The 393-nt window shown below is 62.8% G+C and carries 1 protein-coding gene; it reads left to right on the top strand.

The window, feature by feature from the left end:
- Window positions 1-393 (top strand): heparan-alpha-glucosaminide N-acetyltransferase domain-containing protein (locus tag AF337_RS24565; protein WP_152971170.1); only part of this gene is annotated, 393 nt, incomplete at both ends.

Below are 393 nucleotides of genomic sequence, written 5' to 3'. Positions count from 1 at the left end.
CTTCGGTATGATTGCCGCGGCAGCCGCGGTGATTTCGATCGCCACGCGCATCGCGATGCCGGACGAGTGGATCTACTTCGGCATCTTGCATTGTATCGCGGTGCTCACGCTCATCGGCGTCGTCTTCTTGAGACTGCCGCTGGCCCTCACCCTCATCGCCACGCTCGCGCTCTTTGCCGCCTGGATCACCGACAATTTCGGCCCGCCCGGCCTGCTGCGCTCATCCTTCTTCGATCCCCGATATCTCGCCTGGATCGGCCTTGCGGTGATGCCGGAACGGTCCAACGACTACGTGCCGCTATTTCCCTGGGCAACGCCCTTCTTCGCTGGATTGAGCATCGCCTCGATCGCCATCAGAACCCGGCTGCTGCACCGGCTTGCCGCGATTGGCAC

Source organism: Rhizobium ecuadorense, from assembly GCF_001187535.1.
Lineage (GTDB): Bacteria > Pseudomonadota > Alphaproteobacteria > Rhizobiales > Rhizobiaceae > Rhizobium > Rhizobium ecuadorense.
Note: the sequence above shows the minus strand (reverse complement) of the source record. Positions and strands in the feature narration are given on the sequence as shown.